The organism is Wolbachia endosymbiont of Drosophila bocki (genome assembly GCF_028982005.1).
GTDB lineage: Bacteria > Pseudomonadota > Alphaproteobacteria > Rickettsiales > Anaplasmataceae > Wolbachia > Wolbachia pipientis.
In genome coordinates this window covers 1-5,020 of record NZ_JAPQLG010000038.1, presented here as the reverse complement: position 1 = coordinate 5,020, position 5,020 = coordinate 1, and the positions used below count along the sequence as shown (strand labels likewise).

At 33.5% G+C, this 5,020-nt stretch carries 6 protein-coding genes; 1 reads left to right on the top strand and 5 read right to left on the bottom strand.

What is annotated here, in order from left to right:
• Positions 1 to 313: 313 nt before the first annotated feature.
• Genes OZD61_RS00710 through OZD61_RS00700 form a run of 3 tightly spaced genes read right to left on the bottom strand, consistent with a single transcriptional unit; the run spans position 314 to position 2,320 of the window.
• Complete coding sequence (locus OZD61_RS00710) at positions 314 to 955, bottom strand: amino acid ABC transporter ATP-binding protein (protein ID WP_458695125.1); 642 nt, start codon at positions 953 to 955, stop codon at positions 314 to 316.
• The gene (locus tag OZD61_RS00705) at positions 939 to 1,586 is read right to left on the bottom strand and encodes an amino acid ABC transporter permease (protein WP_274979473.1); all 648 of its coding nucleotides are present in this window, start codon (positions 1,584 to 1,586) and stop codon (positions 939 to 941) included. Before OZD61_RS00705 ends, OZD61_RS00710 begins: the two co-directional genes overlap by 17 nt.
• Complete coding sequence (locus OZD61_RS00700; protein ID WP_274979472.1) at positions 1,586 to 2,320, bottom strand: substrate-binding periplasmic protein; 735 nt, start codon at positions 2,318 to 2,320, stop codon at positions 1,586 to 1,588. The genes OZD61_RS00705 and OZD61_RS00700 overlap by 1 nt, the downstream gene beginning before the upstream one ends.
• A 125-nt stretch (positions 2,321 to 2,445) precedes the next feature.
• Between OZD61_RS00700 and OZD61_RS00695 the strand changes: the two genes are divergently transcribed.
• Entirely contained in the window at positions 2,446 to 2,901 is a 456-nt protein-coding gene (locus tag OZD61_RS00695) for an arginine repressor (protein ID WP_064125001.1), read from the top strand.
• 53 nt (positions 2,902 to 2,954) lie between these two features.
• On the opposite strand, the gene tatC is transcribed toward OZD61_RS00695, so the two are convergent.
• Positions 2,955 to 3,716 (bottom strand): twin-arginine translocase subunit TatC, encoded by a 762-nt coding sequence (gene tatC / locus OZD61_RS00690; protein ID WP_182320250.1) that lies wholly within the window; start codon positions 3,714 to 3,716, stop codon positions 2,955 to 2,957.
• Complete coding sequence (locus tag OZD61_RS00685; protein ID WP_274979471.1) at positions 3,713 to 4,801, bottom strand: type I glyceraldehyde-3-phosphate dehydrogenase; 1,089 nt, start codon at positions 4,799 to 4,801, stop codon at positions 3,713 to 3,715. Before OZD61_RS00685 ends, tatC begins: the two co-directional genes overlap by 4 nt.
• Between the last annotated feature and the right edge of the window lie 219 nt (positions 4,802 to 5,020).

Here is a 5,020-nt window from a genome sequence, read left to right as displayed (position 1 = left end):
CAGCTTGCAAATGATTGTCCTTTCCTTCATTTCTCTCCTATTACGAAGATTTTAAACAGGTTCTTAGATTTACCGACAGTTTGAAAAACAAAAATTCGTCATTCCGCTACTTGTTAGCGGAATCTATGCTGAGATATCGCGGCGGTATGACGTAGGAAAACCTTTCTTGGGTTAGCTATAGTTTGCTATATTATGTGATTTTATTTTTAGCGTTGCTTCTTATATTATGTAATTTATTTTCCATAATATACATTATGTAATTTTCGATGCTAAGATCTGTTATAGCTCTCAGTATGATATGAGTGATTCTCTTTTAATAATTATTTTTTAAATAGTTTGTTGGTTCATCAATTTCTTTAGGATTGATATCTACAATTATTTTTCCGTTTTTTAACAGAATAATCCGATCTGATATTTTTGTTAAAAAATCCAAATTGTGAGAAGCGATAATCATAGTAATACCCATATCTCTAACTGATTGTAGTAGTTCCACAACGTCGACTATTGTTGCTACATCTAAACCAGACGTTGGCTCATCGCATAATAGAATCCTTGGATTCATCATTAAGCTTCTGGCAAGCGCAACCCGCTGTTTTTGCCCACCGGATAGATTACTAGGGTAATCATTTTTTTTAGAGGCAATACCCAAAGACTCAAGTAGTGAATCACTTTGATCCTGAGTTTTGTTTTTAAGTTTGGGAGCATATGTAAGATTTTCCCAGACAGTCATATGTGGGAAAAGTTGAAAATCCTGAAATACAAAACCAGTACTATCATTGCATTCAATGCTACCAGAATCTAAAACTTCGAGTTTTTGTATACAACGTAACAATGTTGATTTACCACTACCAGAAGGACCAGCAAGACCAACTATAGATTGTTCTATAATCAGGTTAATATTATTAAGTACTGGAACATTATTAAATAATTTACAAATATTATGCATTTTTATCATATATACCTTTCTGTTCAACCTTTTTGCCTATATATTCAATTAGTAATGCAAGAGCGTAATAATAAGCCCCAGCAAGACAAAGTGGTATAAAATAAGTAAATTGTTCTGCTGCAAGCATTTGCGCAGAGCGCATAATATCAACACCACCAATAGTAGAGATTAATGCCGTTTCTTTAAGGAGTGCAATGATCTCATTTATCATTGCAGGAAGAATATTTTTAATAACTTGTGGTAATATAATATCTCTCCACATATAGAAACTAGGTATTTGTAAAGTTTTAGCTGCTTCAAACTGGTTTTTTGATATAGTTTCAATACCAGCTCGTAAAATCTCAGCAATATAAGCACAGCTATTTAGACCAAATGCTATAATGCCAGCACTAAATATGTTTAATTTAATTCCTGCAATGGTTGGAGTCATAAAATAAACAACACTTAACTGTAATATAAGGGGGGTGCCACGTATTACAGATATAATTCCATTAATTAATGGAATACAGATCTTATTATATCTGAGTACTGAAAATAACCCTCCTAGACTCATACCTAAAAGCAGTCCTCCTATCAATAATTTTAAAGTAAAGGCAAGGCCTGTTCCAACAAACAAGAAATTAGAAATTAATTCTTGCATCAGTTATCTCCTAGCCATTTTTCTGCTATCTTTTGTATTACACCTTTACTTTCTAAACTTTTTAACGCCTCGTTTATTTTATCCTTTAAATCAGATCCTTTATTCACAGCAATAGAATAACCATTATCTGACTTAGCGATGGCTGACCATGATAGACCAGGATTTTTTTTGCTAAATACTTTACCTTGGAATTCATCAATTAGGACGCCATCAACATGACCAGACTTTAATGTTTCTACAGCTTGATTATTATTGTCTATAGCAATAATTTGAGCTGTTGTAGGAACATGCTCTTTTAGCCAAATTTCCATGACAGTTCCTAGTTGAACGGCTATCTTCTTGTGAGTTAAGTTGTTTATACCGGCTATGGGTTTATTTTTGTGATATAGAATACCAAATTCCCCTGTATAATAACTATTTGAAAAATCAAAATTTTTTTCACGCTCTTCTGTGCTACCAATAGTAGATATAGCAGCATCTACAGAATTACTTTGCAATGCTGCAAATATAGTACTAAACTGCATATCTTTAAATATCGCTTCTTTACCTAACTCTTTTGCTACTAATTGAGCAAGCTCAATGTCAAAGCCAGTAAATTTACCATTTTCATAATATTCAAAAGGTGGATAATCTGCAGAAATTGCAAATCTAATGACATTATCGTATTTATCTTCCTTGCATCCTGTTAATAGAATACTTATCGCTATAATAGCATTTAAAATGTATTTTTTCATATTACTAATTTATATTCATATTTTATTCATCTTGTGAATATAGACATTAAAAATTGAATGGTCAAGAAATAATGAATATAATTTCAAATATACTTATTACATATTCAATATGAGGAAAATGCATAATGCATGACAACACACTAGGTGAACATATTTTAAATATTATTCAAAATCATGAAATTTTAGAACAGAGCGATTTACAGACCTTACTCAAAAAAAGAGGGTATAACATTTCTCAGGCTACTTTATCAAGAAAATTGAAAGAACTTAAAATTGCCAAAGTTGCTGGTATGTATAAAGTAATTGACATCAACCAATATCGATTACCATTAATACTTAATATGCAAATTTCGGATTTTGGTTTAATAGTACTACACACTCAACCAGGACAAGCTAGCAGCCTAGCTTACTTTCTAGATCAGAAGTATGTTATTTATTCATTAAATAATAGCAAAAACATAGGAATTATAGGAACTATAGCAGGTGATGATACAGTATTATTGATCATCAAAAGTAAGGCTGAACTTAACAAAGTATTACAATCAATTTATGAAACATTTCCATATTTAAGTCCTGAATAAGAATGTTGTAAGTTAAAAATGTGATATAAAGGAGATAAGAGGGATTCCTTTGTTTAAATCTTTGTCTTCTTTTTTTCAATATACCTACATATCAGAATGGACAATTCATATAGAATCAGCATAGGTATTGCAAGCCCTACTTGGCTTAATACATCAGGTGGAGTTAAGATTGCAGCAATAATAAAAATTACCACTATTGCGATTCTACGTTTATTTGACAAACTTTGTGTAGTGAGTAACCCTACTCTCACCATCAATGTGAGTATTACTGGAATTTGAAATGCAGTGCCAAATGCAAACATAAATTGAAGAACAAGGTCTAAATATTCGCTAACTGATGGCATAAACTCTATCGGTATATCGAAGGATTTACCACTGTGTTCGAAGTTGATAAAAAACTTCCAGGCTAAAGGAAATATATAGTAATAGACTACAGTAGCTCCCGTTACAAATAAAACCGGTGTTGCAATTAAGTATGGCAACAACACTGCCCTTTCACTTTTATATAACCCAGGTGCTAAGAACATATAGAATTGCCATGCAAACACAGGAAAAGAGAGCAAAAGTGCACTCATTACAGCAACCCTAAGATATACAAAAAATGCCTCTGTTAAGTCTGTGTAAATCAAAGAAAAACCTTTGCTACCTTTTGTTGCTTCTATTAAAGGTGCAAGTAAAAAACGGTATATATTTTCCTTAAAGTAGTAACAAAAACCAAAAGCAACACAAAAAAATAGAAAGCAAAAGATAACTCTTTTTCTGAGTTCCGCAAAGTGTTCGTAAAATGAGGCGTATTTGTTTGAGTTCCAGTTCATACTTTACTATAGCTCAATAATGCTATGTCTAACATTCTCAGCGAAAAAGCCCACTCATTGTCATACCACGCTGCAACCCTGCATATATCACCTGTAACATATGTACCAGTTAAATCCACAATTGCACTATAAGGGTTATGCACAAAGTCTATTGAAACTAAAGGTTCCGTACATATAGAAAGTACATTTGACATTGGAGAACCCTCTGTCATCCTAGTACCCTCTGATGTCATCCGAGTAGCTGACACTGGATTAGATTCCAGCGTCACGCGCTGGAATGACGTAGACGAGAGAGCTGCATCCTTAAACATTTCATTGATTTCTTTAACGGTCGCTTTCTTATCAGTCGTAAATGTAAAATCAACCATAGAAACATTGCTAACTGGAACTCTGACGGCAGTGCCATCTAGCTTGCCCTTTAATTCAGGAATTATAGAACCAATTGTTTTTGCTGCCCCGGTTGTAGTTGGCACCATAGATAATCCGCAAGCTCTTGCTCTACGCAAATCTTTATGGTTACCATCAAGAATATTTTGATCATTCGTGTAGGCATGTATAGTAGTCATAAAACCGCTTTTTATGCCTAAACCAGAATGTAGGACTTTCACAATCGGAGCAAGGCAATTTGTAGTGCAAGAACCTGCTGATATCACTTTATGCTCTTTTTCGAGCATATCGTTATTCACACCATAAACTATAGTGACATCAGCATCCGGAACTGGAGCAGAGACAATCACTTTCTCTGCATTGTGCCTTATTGCTTCTTCACGTTTGTTGAATGCACCAGTACATTCAAGTATTACATCAACATTCCAAGGAATATTTTCAGGGCTCCGTTCTCTATATAAAGAAAACTCTTTGCCATTTATAGAAATCCAATTTTGAGACTCATTAAAATCAATATTACCACTGAATTTGCCATGAATAGAATCATATTTAATCAAATGTGCATGCTGCTTTGCACTGAGCGATCCATTTACAGCTACAACTTCTATTTGCTCACTATACTTTTCTATTTCATAAATAGCACGCAATACGCCTCTGCCTATTCTACCCAGACCATTAATTCCTACACGAATCGTCATCTCTTCATTCAAAAAATTTAATTATAGAGGATATCACTTGATATTTCATTTTATTCTTTTGCTTTTCTATCGATATGAACATTATAGCAAGGAGACAGGGCTAAAAACTTGCTTGACAAACTCCGCCAGCCCCCTTAACATGAAACCGAAGCTATTGTATTTGCTTTCGCCAATCTGCAGATTAAAAGGTAAGGATTACTTAATGTACCGGCGTCTTAT

Coding starts and splice junctions, on each gene's coding strand:
- OZD61_RS00710 (WP_458695125.1), bottom strand. CDS start 955: ATGATAAAAATGCATAATATTTGTAAATTATTTAATAATGTTCCAGTA.
- OZD61_RS00705 (WP_274979473.1), bottom strand. CDS start 1,586: ATGCAAGAATTAATTTCTAATTTCTTGTTTGTTGGAACAGGCCTTGCC.
- OZD61_RS00700 (WP_274979472.1), bottom strand. CDS start 2,320: ATGAAAAAATACATTTTAAATGCTATTATAGCGATAAGTATTCTATTA.
- OZD61_RS00695 (WP_064125001.1), top strand. CDS start 2,446: ATGCATGACAACACACTAGGTGAACATATTTTAAATATTATTCAAAAT.
- tatC (WP_182320250.1), bottom strand. CDS start 3,716: ATGAACTGGAACTCAAACAAATACGCCTCATTTTACGAACACTTTGCG.
- OZD61_RS00685 (WP_274979471.1), bottom strand. CDS start 4,801: ATGACGATTCGTGTAGGAATTAATGGTCTGGGTAGAATAGGCAGAGGC.